This is a genomic window from Actinocorallia aurea (assembly GCF_054783995.1).
Map to the genome: position 1 here is coordinate 159,606 of NZ_BAAGPQ010000004.1, position 14,802 is coordinate 174,407.

At 72.2% G+C, this 14,802-nt stretch carries 14 protein-coding genes; 5 read left to right on the forward strand and 9 right to left on the reverse strand.

From position 1 onward, the window contains the following. Positions 1 to 21: 21 nt before the first annotated feature. Positions 22 to 453, reverse strand: a complete 432-nt coding sequence (mraZ, locus tag ACYVOM_RS07640) for a division/cell wall cluster transcriptional repressor MraZ (protein ID WP_460302527.1) — start codon at positions 451 to 453, stop codon at positions 22 to 24. A gap of 453 nt (positions 454 to 906) precedes the next feature. Between mraZ and ACYVOM_RS07645 the strand changes: the two genes are divergently transcribed. Genes ACYVOM_RS07645 through ACYVOM_RS07655 form a run of 3 tightly spaced genes read left to right on the forward strand, consistent with a single transcriptional unit; the run spans position 907 to position 5,412 of the window. After that, positions 907 to 1,872, forward strand: coding sequence for an AAA family ATPase (locus ACYVOM_RS07645; RefSeq protein ID WP_460302621.1), 966 nt, complete (start codon positions 907 to 909; stop codon positions 1,870 to 1,872). A 1-nt stretch (position 1,873) separates the two neighbouring features. Further along, positions 1,874 to 3,079, forward strand: coding sequence for a DUF58 domain-containing protein (locus ACYVOM_RS07650; RefSeq protein WP_460302528.1), 1,206 nt, complete (start codon positions 1,874 to 1,876; stop codon positions 3,077 to 3,079). Positions 3,080 to 3,102: 23 nt separating this feature from the next. After that, complete coding sequence (locus ACYVOM_RS07655) at positions 3,103 to 5,412, forward strand: transglutaminase family protein (protein WP_460302529.1); 2,310 nt, start codon at positions 3,103 to 3,105, stop codon at positions 5,410 to 5,412. Positions 5,413 to 5,504: 92 nt separating this feature from the next. On the opposite strand, the gene ACYVOM_RS07660 is transcribed toward ACYVOM_RS07655, so the two are convergent. From ACYVOM_RS07660 to ACYVOM_RS07685, 6 genes are all read right to left on the reverse strand, one after another. After that, positions 5,505 to 5,909: a DUF3040 domain-containing protein gene (locus ACYVOM_RS07660; protein ID WP_460302530.1), complete on the reverse strand. Its 405-nt coding sequence runs from the start codon at positions 5,907 to 5,909 to the stop codon at positions 5,505 to 5,507. A 137-nt stretch (positions 5,910 to 6,046) separates the two neighbouring features. Continuing rightward, positions 6,047 to 7,342 carry a DNA polymerase IV gene (locus tag ACYVOM_RS07665; protein ID WP_460302531.1) on the reverse strand — a complete coding sequence of 432 codons (1,296 nt, stop codon included), beginning with the start codon at positions 7,340 to 7,342 and terminating at the stop codon, positions 6,047 to 6,049. Further along, positions 7,332 to 8,171: a class I SAM-dependent methyltransferase gene (locus tag ACYVOM_RS07670; RefSeq protein ID WP_460302532.1), complete on the reverse strand. Its 840-nt coding sequence runs from the start codon at positions 8,169 to 8,171 to the stop codon at positions 7,332 to 7,334. Before ACYVOM_RS07670 ends, ACYVOM_RS07665 begins: the two co-directional genes overlap by 11 nt. Positions 8,172 to 8,306: 135 nt before the next feature. Continuing rightward, a complete protein-coding gene (gene nusB / locus ACYVOM_RS07675; RefSeq protein ID WP_460302533.1) occupies positions 8,307 to 8,723 on the reverse strand; it encodes a transcription antitermination factor NusB in 417 nt (138 codons plus the stop codon). After that, positions 8,723 to 9,283 (reverse strand): elongation factor P, encoded by a 561-nt coding sequence (gene efp, locus ACYVOM_RS07680; protein WP_460302534.1) that lies wholly within the window; start codon positions 9,281 to 9,283, stop codon positions 8,723 to 8,725. The genes nusB and efp overlap by 1 nt, the downstream gene beginning before the upstream one ends. Positions 9,284 to 9,320: 37 nt before the next feature. Beyond that, complete coding sequence (locus tag ACYVOM_RS07685) at positions 9,321 to 10,370, reverse strand: M24 family metallopeptidase (RefSeq protein ID WP_460302535.1); 1,050 nt, start codon at positions 10,368 to 10,370, stop codon at positions 9,321 to 9,323. A 178-nt stretch (positions 10,371 to 10,548) separates the two neighbouring features. Between ACYVOM_RS07685 and ACYVOM_RS07690 the strand changes: the two genes are divergently transcribed. After that, entirely contained in the window at positions 10,549 to 12,036 is a 1,488-nt protein-coding gene (locus tag ACYVOM_RS07690; RefSeq protein ID WP_460302536.1) for a flavin monoamine oxidase family protein, read from the forward strand. Between the two features lie 236 nt (positions 12,037 to 12,272). Here ACYVOM_RS07690 and ACYVOM_RS07695 read toward each other — a convergent pair whose 3' ends face one another. Both ACYVOM_RS07695 and ACYVOM_RS07700 read right to left on the reverse strand, forming a co-directional pair. After that, positions 12,273 to 13,322: an LLM class F420-dependent oxidoreductase gene (locus tag ACYVOM_RS07695; RefSeq protein WP_460302537.1), complete on the reverse strand. Its 1,050-nt coding sequence runs from the start codon at positions 13,320 to 13,322 to the stop codon at positions 12,273 to 12,275. 86 nt (positions 13,323 to 13,408) lie between these two features. Then, entirely contained in the window at positions 13,409 to 14,083 is a 675-nt protein-coding gene (locus tag ACYVOM_RS07700) for an enoyl-CoA hydratase-related protein (protein WP_460302538.1), read from the reverse strand. A gap of 65 nt (positions 14,084 to 14,148) precedes the next feature. Between ACYVOM_RS07700 and ACYVOM_RS07705 the strand changes: the two genes are divergently transcribed. Next, positions 14,149 to 14,742: a TetR/AcrR family transcriptional regulator gene (locus ACYVOM_RS07705; RefSeq protein WP_460302539.1), complete on the forward strand. Its 594-nt coding sequence runs from the start codon at positions 14,149 to 14,151 to the stop codon at positions 14,740 to 14,742. The last annotated feature ends 60 nt before the right edge of the window (positions 14,743 to 14,802 follow it).

Below are 14,802 nucleotides of genomic sequence, written 5' to 3' on the forward strand. Positions count from 1 at the left end.
AATTACCCATCCCGGGTCGTACTAAAGAATTCCCGGCAGCACCTCCTCCGAGAGGTCGGAGAAGGACTCTTCTTCGGCCGACAGATAAGACTCCCAGGAAGGGGCGTCCCAGATCTCCAGCCGGGTGTTCGCGCCGATCACGACGCAGTCGCGATCGAGGGCGGCATAAGCGCGCAGCGCGGGCGGAACCGTGATCCTGCCGCTCTTGTCGGGGACCTCGTCGGAGGCGCCGGCGAAGAAGACGCGGCTGTAGGAGCGCACCGCCTTGGCGGTGACCGGGGCCGTCGAAAGGGCGTGGGTGATCCGCTCGAACTCCGCCATGGGGAAGACGTACAGGCAGCGTTCCTGGCCTTTCGTGATCACCAGTCCCCCTGACAGCTCCTCGCGGTACTTGGCCGGCAGGAACAGCCGCCCCTTGTCGTCCAGGCGCAGCGGATGGGTGCCGAGGAACAAGGCCCCACCCCCTGGCGCCGTATGTCCTACAGCTCGGGAAAGCCAACATTCGCGGGACCCTTGCCCCACAGCGCCCCACTGTACTCCACTCCTCCCCACCGTCAACTAGGAAAACGGGCGTTTCGCACCCCGCCCGCGCCCGAAACGCGCTGCTCAGGGACGGTGGGGCGAAGTGGGGGCGGGCGCCTCCTCCACGGTGTGCCGCGGGGCCCGGAGAGGGGCCCGGGAGCCGACCGCGCGGCGATCTTCGGTGATCTTCGCCGCACTTGGGAAAGGGGCTCCCGCGGCGATCTTCGGGGCTCTCTTCGGCGGTCGGCGCGACGGACGGGCGGCGAAGGCCGTACTGTCGGTAACACCGGCAAAAGACGGATAATGCAGCGACCGGGCCATGGGCGTCAGAAGCCCTACATTGGACCGCGGGGAAATCACCGAGTGGGCGGAGAGTTCGTGACAGTGGGTGTGCGAAGCGGCGCCGGAACCGGGTTCGGTGACGTGGCCGGTGTCGCCGGGAAGATCAGGGCCGCGGTCGAGTCCGTCATCGAGGGCAAGAGCGAAGCCGTCAACCTCGCCTTGACGGTCATGCTCGCCGAAGGCCACCTGCTCATCGAGGACGTCCCCGGCGTCGGCAAGACGATGCTGGCCAAGACCCTCGCCCGCGCGGTGGACGGCACGGTCCGCCGGATCCAGTTCACCCCGGACCTGCTGCCCAGCGACATCACCGGCGTGAGCGTCTTCCAGCAGGACCGCCGGGTCTTCGAGTTCGTCCCCGGGCCGATCTTCGCCACCGTCGTCGTCGGCGACGAGATCAACCGGGCCTCGCCGAAGACCCAGTCCGCCCTGCTGGAGTGCATGGAGGAGCGGCAGGTCACCGTCGACGGCGTCACCCACCCGCTGGAGCGGCCGTTCATGGTGATCGCCACGCAGAACCCCGTGGAGATGGAGGGCACCTACTCGCTGCCCGAGGCGCAGCGCGACAGGTTCACCGCCCGGATCTCGATGGGCTACCCGAGCTTCTCCGCGGAGCTCGCCATGCTCGACGCGCACGGCGCCGCCAGCCCGCTGGACCTCCTGCAGCCCGTCGCCACGGTGGAGGAGGTGCGCGGCCTCGTCGCGATCGTCCGGCGCGTGCACACCGCTCCCGCGATCAAGCAGTACGCGGTCGACCTCGTCACCGCCACCCGCGAGCACCCCGACCTCCGGCTGGGCGCCTCTCCCCGGGCCACCCTCCAGCTGATCCGCGCCTCCCGCGCCCGCGCCGCCCTCGACGGCCGCGAGTACGTGCTGCCCGACGACCTCCAGGCGCTGGCCGCGCCGGTCCTGGCGCACCGGCTGCTGCCGACCGCCGAAGCGCGGGTCGAGCGGCGCAAGCCCGAGCAGATCGTCGCGGAGATCGTCGCTCGGCTGCCCCTGCGCGGCTGAGGTGGGCATCGTCACCGCCGCGCTCGAGGCGCTCACCACGCGCGGCAGGTCGTTCGTCGCCGCGGGGTTCACCGCGGTCGTGTGCTCGTTCCTGCTGGGCGAGCGCGACCTCCTGCGGGCCGGCCTGCTCATCCTGCTGCTCCCGCTGATCTCCGCGCTCGCGGTCTCCCGCACCCGCTACCGGCTGGCCTGCGCGCGCCGGCTGTGGCCGTCGCGGCTCCCGGCCGGGCACGAGGCGCGGGCCGACCTCCGGCTGGAGAACGTCTCCAAGCTCCCCTCGGGCCTCCTGCTCGTCGAGGACCGGGTGCCGTTCACCCTCGGCGGGCGCGCCCGGTTCGTCCTCGACCGGGTCGAGCCGCACGGCTTCCGCGAACTCGGCTACCGGCTGCGCTCGGACGTCCGGGGCAGGTTCCGGGTCGGGCCGCTGACCGTCCGGCTCGCCGACCCGTTCGGCCTCGTCGAACTCGCCCGCTCCTTCAGCCTGACCGACACCCTCACCATCACGCCCCGGATCGTCGATCTGCCCGCGCAGCGGATGACGTCGTCGTGGGACGGCGACGGGGAGAGCCGTCCGCGGGCGATCGCCGTCGGCGGCGAGGACGACCTCGCGCCGCGCGAGTACCGGCGCGGCGACGACCTGCGCCGCGTCCACTGGCGGTCCACCGCGCGCTACGGGGAGCTGATGGTGCGGCGCGAGGAACAGCAGTGGCAGCGCCGCGCCACGCTGCTGCTCGACACGCGCCGCGCCGCCCACCCCTCGGAGGAGTCCTTCGAGTTCGCCGTGTCCGCCGCCGCCTCGGTGGGGGTGCACCTGGCCGAGGAGGGCCTGGCGCTGCGCCTGGCCACCGACGCGGGGCGCGAGGCGGCGGTGAGCTTCCCGGCGGGGGTGGAGTCCGGCGGCGAACTGCTCGACGCCCTGGCCGTCGTGCCGCTGTCGGAGGAGCAGAGCCTCGTGCCGGGCGCCGCCGCGCTGACGGGATCCGGCCCCGGCGGAGCGGCGGGCCTCATCGTCGCCGTCCTCGGGACGATCACTCCGGCGGAGGCGCGGATGCTGGCGCCCGCGGCCGGCCGGGCCGCGCCGATCGCGCTGCTCACCGCGGGTGAGGACGCCGAGGCCGCGGCCGTGCTGCGCGCCGCCGGATGGCGGGTGCTCGCGCCGACCTCGCTGGAGGTCCTCCCGTCGGTCTGGGCGGGGGCCGGCCAGTGACCTTCCCCGGAGAGGACCCGGACATGAAGCCCCGGCCCGCGCTGGCCGTCGCCGCCTCGGCCGCGACCGCGCTCGCCGCGACGAGCCTGGCGCCGCTGTTCCAGGACCGGTCGTGGATCGTGCCCGTGCTGGGCGCGATCGCCGTCGTCTCGGTGGCGGGCGCCGTCGTGCGGCGGTTCCGGCTGCCCCCGGTCTTCACGCTCGTCGGCGCGTTCGCCGCGCTGCACCTGTACCTCACCGTGGTGTTCACCGGCGGCCACGCCCTGCTGTGGGTGATCCCGACCACCGACTCGATCTCGGCGATGCTCGACCTCCTGCGCGACGGCAGGCAGACCGCCCAGACCTACGCGGCCCCCCTGCCCGTCGGCGACGGGGTGCGGATCATCGCGGCCTTCGGCGTCGGGCTCATCGCGGCGACGGTGGACCTCCTCGCGGTCCGGCTGCGCCGGGCGGCCCCGGCGGGCCTCCCCCTGCTGGCGATGTACAGCGTCCCGGTCGCGGTCCCGTCCGAGAGCGTGAGCTGGATCGCCTTCGCGCTCGGCGCGGGCGGCTACCTCGTGCTGCTGGCGCTGGAGGCCCGCGAGAGGGTCGGCACGTGGGGGCGGACGGTCCCGTCCCGGGCGGACGGCACGGCTCCGGCGCCCCGGCTCCCGTCGGGCAAACGGGCCGGTTTCGCCGCGATCGCGGTGGCCGTGGGCATCCCCGCGCTGCTGCCCGGCCTGGGCGCGCACGGCATCCTCGACCTCGACGAGCGGCGCAAGGGCGGCTCGGCCACCATCACCACCGCCGACCCGCTGGTCGACCTCAAGCGCAAGCTCACCGACCTCGGCGACACCGAGGTCCTGCGCTACACCACCGACGACCCCAGCCCCGACTACCTGCGGATCTTCGCGCTCGACAAGTTCGAGGAAGAGCACTGGAGCTACTACCCGCTCTCCACCGGGTCCGCCCCGATCGTCGGCGACGGCACCGCCATGCCGCCGGTGCCCGGCCTCAGCGCCTCGGCCCATCTGGACACCAGGACCGAGATCACGGTCGGACCCCAAGTCCGGGACATGAAGTTCCTGCCGCTGCCCTACGCGCCCCGGTCCGTGCGCATCGAGGGGGACGACTGGCGGGCCGACCGGAACTCCCTCATGGTCTACTCCCCCAGCTCGGACGCCGACGGCCTGACCTACACCGTGCAGAGCCGCCGCGCGACCCCCACCGCGGCGCAGCTCCGGCGGGTGACCGGTGGAGGCCCGGCGCAGTACACCAGGCTCCCCGGCCTGCCCGCCGACCTGGTCACGCTGACCCACCAGGTCACCCGGAAGGCCGCCACCCCGTTCGACCAGGCCCTGGCGATCCAGCGGTGGTTCAACAAGGAGTTCACCTACTCCTTGGAGCCGGCCCCGCCGACGCAGCTGTCGGACCTGATGGCCTTCCTGAACGACCGCCGCGGCTACTGCGAGCAGTTCGCGGCGACCATGGCGCTGATGACGCGCTCGCTGGGCATCCCGACCCGGGTCGTCAGCGGCTACGCGCCGGGGACCCGGCAGGCCGACGGGAGCTACGTGGTCAAGGAGCGCGACGCGCACGCCTGGCCCGAGCTGTACTTCGAGGGCACCGGGTGGGTGCGGTTCGAGCCGACCCCGGGCGGGACGGGCGCCCCGACGTCCGTCGGCACCCCCTCCTACACCGAGCCGCGCCGCGACAACGGCACGACGGGCCAGGAGCAGACCGGCCCGGAGACCCCGGTCCCGACCGAGTCGGCCGCGCCGACGGACGCGGCCTCCCCCTCCGCCGCCCCCGGCGCCACCGAGACGCCCGAGGCGAAAGTCTCCGTGGGCTCCGTCCCGTTCTTCCTCTGGGTGCTGATGCGGGCCCTGGCGCTGCTGCCGCTGCTGCTGCTCCTCGCGCTGCCCTGGCTGGTGCGGGAGGCCGCGTCGAGGCTGCGCTGGCGCAGGGCCGCCGATCCGGCCGCCGCGGCCTGGGCTCAGTTGCGGGCCGACACCCTCGACCACTCCCTCGGCTGGCAGCCGTCGGAGTCGCCGCGCGCCGTCGTCGCCCGGCTCGGGCCGCGGCTCGGGCCCTCGGCCGCCCAGCCGCTGTCCCGGATCGCCCTCGCACAGGAGCTGGCCAGGTACGCGCCGCCCGAGGCGCTGCCCCCGCAGGGCGGCCAAGGGCTCCGCGCGGACGCCGAGGCCGTCCGCTCCACCATGGCCGCCGCGGTACCCCGGTCGGCCTCCCTGAAGGCCCGCTTCCTCCCCGCCTCGGCATTGGACTCCCTGCGCCACGGGTGGACGTCTCTACGCGCCGCTTTGACCCGCCGCTGGACCCGTAAGGGCTCCTGACCCGGGCCTCCCGCCGGACCTCCGTGCGGAGATGCGAAAAGGCCGTGCCCCTGAGGGGCACGGCCTTTTCGCAGTACTCGCTGTCGCAGGCGCTACTGGTCCTCGGAGCGGCGTCGCCAGCGCTCCTCCAGCTTGTTCATGAAACCGCCGGACTGCCGGCCTCCGCCGCGCGGGACCGAGGTGCCGCCGGACTCGAAGTCGGCCGCGCCGATCCCCGTCATGCGCTTCCAGCTCGACAGCGCCCAGACGCTGCTGGCGAGCATGAGCAGGAAGCCCGCGACGCTGATCGCGACGGTGATCCCGCCCTTCGCGACGACCAGGCCGGCCATGAGCACGATGATGCCCACCACCAGCCCGAGCCCCGCTTTGATGATCTGACGCTTGTAGTGGCTCTGCGGGTTGATGGTTCGGACGGCATGCGCGAGCTTGGGGGATTCCTCATAAAGCGCATGCTCGATCTGATCGAGCAGACGTTGCTCGTGCTCAGAGAGCGGCACGGTGCCTCCCAACGACTGCCCCGTGGTTCCGGTGCCTGGCGCTCCTTGGCCGGACGGGGACCTGGCTAACGGTGATATGCCCAGAATACGAGTCGAGACGACCTGAGTGAAGAAAACCCGAACGGTCGGGCGACAAACTATGCATCGGCGCCTCCCCTTGCGTTACCGGCTTCCCGTGCGTCACTCGCGCCCCGCCGGGCCTTGCGCGGACCCGGCGGAAGCAGCGCCGCGGGCCTGATCGCCCCGCTGCCGAACCGCCGCGCGGCTTCGTCCATGGCCTGCTCCGCCTCACGCCAGCCCGTCTCCGGCTCGTCCAGGGCCATCTGGCGGGGTGCCTCGCCCGCCTCGGACAGATTCTCCAGGCGGACACCGATCAATCGGAGTGGTACCCGTTCCCGGCCGGATGCCTCGAACAGCTCGCATGCTGTGAGATAGATCACACGAGAAAGATCGGTGGGTTCGGGCAGGGTGCGTGACCTGGTGATCGTCGCGAAATCGGGTTCGCGCAGCTTGACGCTCACCGTCCTGCCGCGCAGCCCGGCCGCGCGCAGCCGGGACCCCGTCCGCTCGGCGAGCCTCAGCAGCTCCCGCCGGACCTCGGCCGGATCGGCGACGTCGATCTGATACGTCTCCTCGGCGCCGATGCTGCGATCAGGGGTCTCGGGGGTGACGCCCCGGGGATCGCGCCCCCAGGCGAGCTCGTGCAGATGGGCGCCGAGGGCGTTGCCCAGCTCCGCCCGCAGCGTGCCGACGGGGACCGCGGCGAGTTGGCCGACCGTGGCCAGCCCGAGCGACCGCAGCCGGGCCTCGGTGCGCTCCCCCACCCCCCACAGGGACGCGATCGGCAGCGGATGCAGGAACTCCAGCACGCCGTCGGCCGGGACGACGAGCAGACCGTCCGGCTTGCAGCGGGTCGAGGCGAGCTTGGCGAGGAACTTGGTGGGCGCCACCCCCACCGAGCAGGTCAGGCCGAGCTCCGTCTGGATCCTGCGGCGGATCAGCGCGGCGATCTCCGCGGGCCTGCCGAACAGCTTGGCCGCGCCCGCGACGTCCAGGAACGCCTCGTCCACCGACAGGGGCTCCACCAGCGGGGTCACCGAGCGGAGGATCTCCATCACGCGCCGGGACGCCTCGCCGTAGCGGCCGTGCCGGGGCGTCAGGACGACGGCCTGCGGGCACAGCCGCAGCGCCCGGGTCATCGGCATGGCCGAGTGGACGCCGAAGCGCCGCGCCTCGTAGGAGGCCGCCGACACCACGGCGCGGGCCCCCTTCCCGCCCACCAGGACGGGACGGCCGCGCAGCTCGGGCCGCTCCAGCAGTTCGACGGAGACGAAAAAGGCGTCCATGTCGACGTGCAGGATCGGGCAGCCCGTGTCGTCGGCGAGCGGGCCCCGGCTCGGGCCGGGCCGGTGCAGCTGCTGCTTACGGGACACGGGGCCGGATCGCGGTGAGATGGAGCCCGGCCGCGAGATCGGCCAGGACGGGATGGGTGCTGGCCGCGGTCTCCAGCACGGCGAGCGCCTCGGCGGCCCGTGGATCCTCGGCCGCGGCGCCCGGCACCAGGTCGCCGAAGACCCGGACGCCCTGAACGCGCGGTTCGGCGAGGCCCGCCTCCTGGACGAGCGCCAGCAGGGAGGCGCGGGTGAACCTGCGCGGGACGGGGTCCCGGTCGCCCCAGCGGCCGTCCGGGGCCGTCAGAGCCCTGTGGGCCTCCGCGAACTGCCCGGCCGCGGCCCGGTGCACCACCGCGGCCAGCGCGCCCGGCACGAGCAGGCTGACGGTCCCGCCGGGCCGGGTGACCTCCACCAGGGCGGCGAGGCCGCGCGGGACGTCCTCCAGGTACTCCAGGACGCTGTGGCACAGCACGAGATCCGCCCTGGACCGGCCGACCAGCGCGGCCACGTCGGACGCCTCGCCCTGCACGCCGTGGACCGCCACGCCCGCCTCGGCGGCGCGCCGCTCCAGGATCGCCAGCGCGTCGGCGTTGGGATCGACGACGGTGACCCGGTGGCCGAGGGCGGCCAGCGGAACCGCGTAGTGGCCGGTGCCCCCGCCGACGTCCAGGACGTCCAGCGGACCCGCCGACAGCACCGTGCGCAGCGCCTCGCGCACCACCGACACCGGATCGGCGGACACCCGCGCGGCGCGCTCAGGCTGCGCGCCCGCCGGGGTCTTCTCCGGTGAATTCGCCGGTGTGCTCGACTGCGCACTCGGCGGCGTCCCCGCTGGTGTACGCGCCGGCAGGCCTTCCTCCACGGTCATGCCACCACCCTAACCACAGGCTGTGACATTCCGCCGCAGGGTCGCGCCGACCGGAACACGCAAGGCCCGGACCCCCGCGAGGGGCCGGGCCTCGGGCAAGGCGTGCCCTTACAGAGCCGGTCCAGAGCCGGTCCGTTACAGAGCCAGGCTCGGCTTCAGCTCCTGCAGGCGCGAAAGCAGGCCGTTGACGAACTTCGGCGACTCCTCGGTCGAGAAGTCCGTCGCCAGCGCGACGGCCTCCGACAGCGCCACGCCGTCGGGCACGTCCTCGGCCCACAGCAGCTCGAACGCGCCGATGCGCAGGACCGTCAGGTCGACGGCGGGCATCCGGTCGAGGGTCCAGCCGACGGCGTAGGTCGCGAGCAGCTCGTCGATCCGCTCGCGGTGCCGGTTCACCCCCTCGATGATCCGCACGGCGTGCGCCTGCTCGGCCAACTGCTCGCCCTTGGGCTTGTCGCGCCGCAGCGCCACCTCGCCCGGGGAGATGTCCCGCTGCTGCGCCTCGAAGAGGATCTCGAAGGCGTAGCGGCGGGCCTTGGACCTAGCCGCCATCAGGCGCGGCCGAGGTAGTCGCCGGTCCGGGTGTCGACCTTGATCTTCTCGCCGGTCGTGATGAACAGCGGGACCTTGATCTCCGCGCCGGTCTCCAGGGTGGCGGGCTTGTTGCCGCCGGTGGAGCGGTCGCCCTGCAGGCCCGGGTCGGTGTGCTGGACGACGATCTCGACGGTGACGGGCAGCTCCACGTAGAGCACCTCGCCCTCGTGCAGCGCCAGCATCGCCTGGCCGTTGTCGAGCAGGAACTTGGTCGCGTCACCGAGCGCGGCGGGCGAGACGTGCAGCATCTCGAACGTCTCGTTGTCCATGAAGACGTAGTCGTCGCCGTCCTTGTACGAGAACTGCATGTCGCGCTTGTCGACGGTGGCGGTCTCGATCTTCAGGCCGGCGTTGAAGGTCTTGTCGATCAGCTTGCCCGAGCGGACATTCTTGATCTTGGTACGGACGAAGGCGGGGCCCTTGCCCGGCTTGACGTGCTGGAACTCCACCACCGACCACAGCTCGCCGCCTTCGAGCTTCAGTACCAGGCCGTTCTTGAGGTCGTTCGTCGTCGCCACTCGAATCGTCTTTCCGTATCGGCCGCCGCCCTGTGCGTCACAGGACCAGCAGCTCCTTGGTGGTCTGGGTGAGGAACTCCGGGCCGTCCGCGCGGACCACGAGCGTGTCCTCGATCCGGACACCGCCTCGGCCGGCGAGATAGACGCCCGGTTCGGCGGTGACGGGAACTCGATCTCCCAGTTTACCGGTCCTGGAGGGGCCGAGCATCGGCGCCTCGTGGATCTCCAGCCCGACGCCGTGGCCGAGGCCGTGCGTGAAGTCCGCGCCGTGCCCTCCGGCCGAGATCACCGTGCGCGCTGCGGCGTCCACGGCGGCGACGTCGGCACCCGGCGCGGCGGCCGCGACGGCAGCGCGCTGGGCCTCGGCGACGAGCCCGTAGACCTCCCGCTGCCAGGCCGCGACGGACCCGACGGCCACGGTCCTCGTCATGTCGGCGTGGTAGCCGCCGACCTGGGCGCCGAAGTCCATCGTCACGAGGTCGCCGTCGGCCAGCGGCCGGTCGCCCGGGACGTGGTGGGGCACCGCCCCGTTGGGGCCGCTCGCGACGATCGAGGGGAACGCGATCCCGTCGGCGCCGAGGTCGATCATGTGCCGCTCCAGGGCGATCGCGACGCGCCGCTCGGTGACACCCGGCGCGAGCATCGGCAGGACCAGGGCGAACGCCCGGTCGGTGAGCGCGCAGGCGCGGCGCAGAAGATCGATCTCCGACTCGTCCTTGACGCTGCGCAGTTCCTCCACGAGCCGGCCGAGCGGGGTGGCGCGCACCTCGGAGAACAGCCGCGCGTGCTCCTCGACGGTGACGTCGTGGGCCTCGAAGGCCAGTTCGGGCCCCGCCCGTTCGATGAGCGCCTCGGCGATGTGCGGGGTGACGACGGTCTCCAGGTCGGGCGCGACGACGGCGGCGGTGCCCGCGTAACGGCCGTCAGTGGCCAGTACGGCGCGTCCGTCGGCGAAGACCAGGACCGCGGCGTTCGAGGACTCCAGGCCGGTCAGGTAGCGGACGTTCACGAGGCGGGTGATCAGCGCGGCCGGGGTCTGGAGCCTCGCGGCGAGCGCGGCGCGGCGCTGCTGGTGGATCTGCGGCATGCCTTCGACCCTAAGCCGCGCGGGCGCGGGGGGCGCGGGCGGCGCGCTCCCCTCCGGCCGGGCTTTATTGATCGGTTCCCTTGATCACCGGCGGCGGGTCCCCATAGCTTGTCCCGGGTCAACGTGAGCCTTGTTCATATCCGTCTCGCTCGTCCCCCTCACCCCGAAGGAACGGCATATGACGTCAGTAAGCCGCAGAAGGATGATCGGAGGCGCCGCGCTCTCCGCCGCCTCCCTGGCCGCCCTCCCCACCGCGAGCGCCTCGGCGGCCCCCGGCGACCCGGGAGAGCCCCTCCAGGTCGACGTGTGCGTGGTCGGCGGCGGGCTGTCCGGTCTTGCCGCCGCCCGCGACCTCGTCGCCGCGGGCAAGTCCGTCGTCGTCCTCGAAGGCCGCGAACGGGCCGGCGGGCGCGTCTACGGCATGACGCTCGGCGACGGCACCCTCACCGAAGGCGGCGCGGAGTTCATCGGGCCGACCCAGGACCGGATCGCCGCCCTCGCGCAGAGCCTCGGCGTCGCGACGTTCCCGACCTACAACACCGGCAAGAACGTCTACCACCGCAACGGCAAGCGCTCCACCTACGCCACCGACGGCCTCCTCGGCGCCGTCCCGCCCGACTGGGGCGTCGTCGACCTCGAACTGGCGATGACGACCCTCGGGAACATGGCCGCGACCATCACCCCCGGCAAGCCGTGGACCGCCGCCAAGGCCGAGGAATGGGACTCCCAGACCTTCCACACCTGGTCGCGCCTCAACACCGTCAGCTCCGGCGCCCGGTTCCTGTTCGACGCCTTCATCTCCTCGACGCTCTCGGTGCGCTCCAAGGAGGTCTCCCTCCTCTACGTGCTCAACTACATCGCGTCCGCCGGGAACGCCGCGAACGCCGGGAACATCGACCGGCTCATCAACACCGCGGGCGGCGGCCAGGAACTGCGCGTCACCGGCGGCTCCCAGGAGATCCCCCTCCGCCTCGCCGCCCAACTCGGCGACCGGGTGCGGCTCAACACGCGCGTCCGGCGGATCACCGTGGACGGAGGTCCGCGCGCCCTCATCGAAAGCGACGCCCTCCAGGTCTCGGCCAGACGCGTCATCGTCGCGATGTCCCCGCAGCAGACCGCGAGCATCGAGTTCCGGCCCGGCCTGCCCGCCTCCCGCGCCCAGCTCATCCAGCGCTACCCGATGGGATCCGTCGCCAAGTTCGTCGCGGTCTACCCGACCCCGTTCTGGCGCGCCGACGGCCTCACCGGCCAAGCCGTCGCCGACGCCGGCGCCATCGACGCCACCTTCGACAACAGCCCCCAGGACGGCTCCCGCGGCCTCCTCATGGGCTTCGTCAACCAGACGAACATGCGCCGACTCCACGGCAAGAGCGACGCCGAGATCGCCACCGCCTGCCTCGACTCCTTCGTCAAACTCTTCGGCGCCCAAGCCGCCGCCCCCACCTACTACGCCTACCACCTCTGGGACGCCGACCCCCTCAGCGGCGGCGGCCCCACCGGCATCGCCGCCCCCGGCGTCCTCACCGAATTCGGCGAAGCCCTCCGCACCCCCCACGCCCTCATCCACTGGGCCGGCACCGAAACCGCCACCTACTGGACCGGCTACATGGACGGCGCCGTCAGCTCAGGCGAAAGAGCCGCCTCCGAAGTCCTCCCCCTGCTCTAGGGCTCTCTATCGCAGCATTCCGCCCGTAGAAGGCTCCTCGCCCATCGCAGCGCGTGCGAGACGCGGGGTTCGGGAGCAGTCCCGATCACGCCCGTAGGCCGTAGGCCTCAGGTCGAGGGACCCCTGAGTCCTGTGATCGGGCGCCCCGGCGCTGCCCCGTAGGCCCCCCAGGGCCGGAGGGGCAGCGCCGGGATCTCAAGCGCCCGATCACCGCCGCGGCGGAGCCGCGGCCAAGATCATGCGTCCTCGACGAGGCCCTTGAAGCGCTCGATGAGGGCGAGCTTGCTCTTGTGGTCGGCGGCGACGGGGGTGATGTTGAAGGTGGTGACGCCGGCGGCCTTGAAGGCGGCGATGCGCTCCTTGACCCAGGACTCGGGGCCGATGAGGGACATGTTCTTGAGGAGTTCGGCGGGGACCTTCTCGGCGGCTTCGGCCTTCTTGCCGGAGAGGTAGAGGTCCTGGATCTCCTCGGCCTCCTTCTCCCAGCCGTAGCGGCGGCACAGGGAGTTGTAGAAGTTCTTGCCCTTGGCGCCCATGCCGCCGATGTAGAGGGCGAGGTGGGGGCGGCCGAAGTCGAGGTAGCCCTCGACGTCGTCGCCGATCGCGAGGGACGCGGCGACGGAGACGCCGAGGTCGCCGAGGTCCGCGGAGCGCTTGGCCTTGCCCTTGGCGAGGGAGTCGCCCCACACGTCGGCGGCCTTCTCCGGCAGGAAGAAGATCGGCTGCCAGCCGTCGGCGATCTCCGCGGCGAGTTCCACGTTCTTCTCGCCGATGGCGGCGATCTCGACCGGGATCGACTTGCGGACCGGGTGGTTGATGATCTTCAGCGCCTTGCCGAGGCCGGTGCCCTTCTCGGCGGGCAGCGGCAGCGTGTAGTACTTGCCGTCGTAGTTCAGCGGCTCCTCGCGCTTCCACACCTTGCGGCAGATCTCGATGACCTCGCGGGTGCGGCCGAGCGGCGCGTGGTACGGCAGGCCGTGGAAGCCTTCGATGACCTGCGGGCCGGACGCGCCGAGGCCCAGGGTGAAGCGGCCGTCGGAGACGTAGTCGATGCCCGCGGCCGTCATCGCCATGAGGGCGGGGGTGCGGGAGTAGATGTTGAGGATGCCGGAGGCGATCTGGAGCCGCTCGGTCTTGGCCGCGATGTAGCCGAGCTGGCTGACGGCGTCGAAGCTGTAGGCCTCGGGGACATAGACGATGTCGAGCCCGGCCTTCTCGAAGTCGACGAGCTCGGTGACGGCTTCCTTGAAACCGCCCGCGTAGCCCAGGGGCATGCCGATGCGCATTGGTGCTCTCCTCGAAGTCAGTGCCGACCTACCGAATCAGGTTCAGTATGCCGGTCGTCATATCCGGTCGGTACGAGTGGGGTGGGTCAGGCCGAGGGGGCGGCCTCGGCCGCCTCGGTGAGCGCGGTGAGCGCCGGCCGGTAGATCGTGCGGCGGATCGCCCCGAAGGTCTTGCCGTGCTTGGCGCCCAGCCCGGAGGCGAGTTCGACGGCCTTGGCCAGCACCTCGTCCTCGGCCACGGCGTGGTGGGCGATGCCCGCCGCGACCGACTCCGCACCGGTGTACCGGCGGCCGGTCAGCGCGGCGTCGTGCACGGTCTCCTTGGGCAGCTTCGCCTGGATCAGCGCGACCATCGCGGGCGAGAACGGTATCTGGAGGTCGACCTCGGGCAGGCAGAACCAGCCGCGGTCGGCCCGCATGACCGTGTAGTCGTGGGACAGCGCCAGCATTCCGCCGCCCGCGAAGGCGTGCCCGTTGACGGCGGCGACCGTCGGCAGGTTCAGCCCGAGCAGCCTGGCGTACAGGGCGTGGACGCGGCCCAGGTACCACTCGAACTTCTCCCCGTTGGCCGACAGCCAGTCCAGGTCGAGGCCATTGGAGTAGAACTTGCCTTCACCCGTGGTCACCAGGGCCTTGGCGGAGCCCTCCACCTCGTCGAGGGCCTTGCCGAAGGCGTCGAGGAAGTCGGGACTGAACCGGTTCTCCCCCTGCGTCAGGCGCAGGACGAAGACGCCGGACCCTGCTTCGCCGATCTCGATCATGTGTCCTCCGGGCTGTTCTCGGCTGATTATGATGACCGTCATAGGGATACTGGCATAATGGGACAATGAGTGCCAAGCAGCGCATGGTCCGCAGTGCCGCGTACCTGTTCCGGGAACGGGGCTACAGCGGGACGGGGTTCCGGGACGTCATCGCGCACAGCGGCGCGCCCCGCGGCTCGATCTACCACCATTTCCCCGGCGGCAAGGTGGAACTCGCCGTCGAGGCGATGCGCTACGCGGGCGACTTCATCGCGGCGGGCACCGAATCGGCGATCAGCGAGGACCCGCGCGCCGCCATGCACGCCTTCATCGGCTGGTGGCGCCAGGTCCTGCTGCGCAGCGGCTTCCAGGCGGGCTGCCCCATCGCGGCCGTCACCATCGAGTCCCACGAGGAGGCCCCCCAGCTCGCCGAGGCCGCCGCCGCGGCCTTCCGCCGCTGGCGCGAGACCCTCGCCGCAGGCCTCGTCTCCGGCGGCTGCCCGCCCGCCCGGGCCGCCACCCTCGCCACCCTCATCGTCTCGGCCGTAGAGGGCGCCACCATCCTCTCCCGAGCCGCCAAGAACACCGACGCCCTCGACGCCGTAGCCGACGAACTGGAGGACCTGGTGGCGGCGGCGCTCAGCCCCGCCGACCCAGAGCCGGACGAGGACGCGACCTGACCGCCCCATGGCCGGACCGGCCTCTTCGGCAGGCGCCGCAGGCACGTGCCGTGCTCCGCG

Bases quoted from the DNA above. Each gene is read 5' to 3' on its own strand.
- ACYVOM_RS07695 (WP_460302537.1), bottom strand. From the start codon at position 13,322: ATGCGCATCGGCATGCCCCTGGGCTACGCGGGCGGTTTCAAGGAAGCC.
- ACYVOM_RS07700 (WP_460302538.1), bottom strand. From the start codon at position 14,083: ATGATCGAGATCGGCGAAGCAGGGTCCGGCGTCTTCGTCCTGCGCCTG.
- ACYVOM_RS07705 (WP_460302539.1), top strand. From the start codon at position 14,149: ATGAGTGCCAAGCAGCGCATGGTCCGCAGTGCCGCGTACCTGTTCCGG.
- nusB (WP_460302533.1), bottom strand. From the start codon at position 8,723: ATGGCGGCTAGGTCCAAGGCCCGCCGCTACGCCTTCGAGATCCTCTTC.
- ACYVOM_RS07670 (WP_460302532.1), bottom strand. From the start codon at position 8,171: ATGACCGTGGAGGAAGGCCTGCCGGCGCGTACACCAGCGGGGACGCCG.
- ACYVOM_RS07685 (WP_460302535.1), bottom strand. From the start codon at position 10,370: ATGCCGCAGATCCACCAGCAGCGCCGCGCCGCGCTCGCCGCGAGGCTC.
- ACYVOM_RS07655 (WP_460302529.1), top strand. From the start codon at position 3,103: ATGAAGCCCCGGCCCGCGCTGGCCGTCGCCGCCTCGGCCGCGACCGCG.
- ACYVOM_RS07690 (WP_460302536.1), top strand. From the start codon at position 10,549: ATGACGTCAGTAAGCCGCAGAAGGATGATCGGAGGCGCCGCGCTCTCC.